This is a genomic window from Psychrobacter sp. 1U2, assembly GCF_051847575.1.
Map to the genome: position 1 here is coordinate 1 of NZ_JBPYDC010001126.1, position 697 is coordinate 697.

The following is a 697-nucleotide window of genomic DNA, read 5'->3' on the forward strand; positions in this document are numbered from 1 at the left end:
CCGCCTTTTTACTCATGCCTTTATGTAAAATCAAAACCTCGGCAAGCTGATCTCCTATTTTCATATAAGGGTTCAGGGAGGTCATCGGATCTTGAAAGATCATCGCGACTTGCTCAGCGCGGATTTTATTCAATGCCTTTTGCGGTAGTCCTAGCAGCTCCTGACCTTCAAAACGTACCGAACCTTGAGTGCGGCCATTTTTAGCCAACAGCCCCATAATGGCAAAGGCGGTTTGCGATTTACCAGAGCCGGATTCACCAACGATGCCTAAAGTCTCCCCTTCATTGAGGTTAAAATTTAGACCATTTACCGCGGTCACCAGACCGTCTTCTGTCGTAAACTGTACAGATAAATCTTTGACGGTCAGTAAGCTGTTTTTCTCAGAGCGGCTATCTACAGGCGCGTCCCTACTGTCATCACGAATGGTCGAAACTATTTTTTTAGGAGGACTGTTTTTAGTATCATTTTTAGCATGGTTTTGAGCGGCGGTATTGATATTTTGAGTTGTCATAGTGTCGACCTCCTAGCGATCTTTGGGATCAAACCCATCACGCAGACCATCGCCGATAAAGTTAAAGCAAAATAGAGTAATGACCAAAAATGCAGACGGAATCAAAATCTGCCAAGGCGCGACTTGCATCGTCTGTGAGCCTTCTTGTAGTAGCGCGCCCCAACTGGTCATTGGCTCTTGCACACC

Annotated in this window: 1 protein-coding gene; it reads right to left on the reverse strand. The window is 45.9% G+C overall.

Features of this window, described 5'->3' with window-relative positions:
• Window positions 1-511, reverse strand: a 511-nt coding sequence (locus ACS8FD_RS20760; RefSeq protein ID WP_439277259.1) for an ATP-binding cassette domain-containing protein, incomplete at its 3' end; no start/stop codon positions are given.
• Window positions 512-697 lie beyond the last annotated feature (186 nt).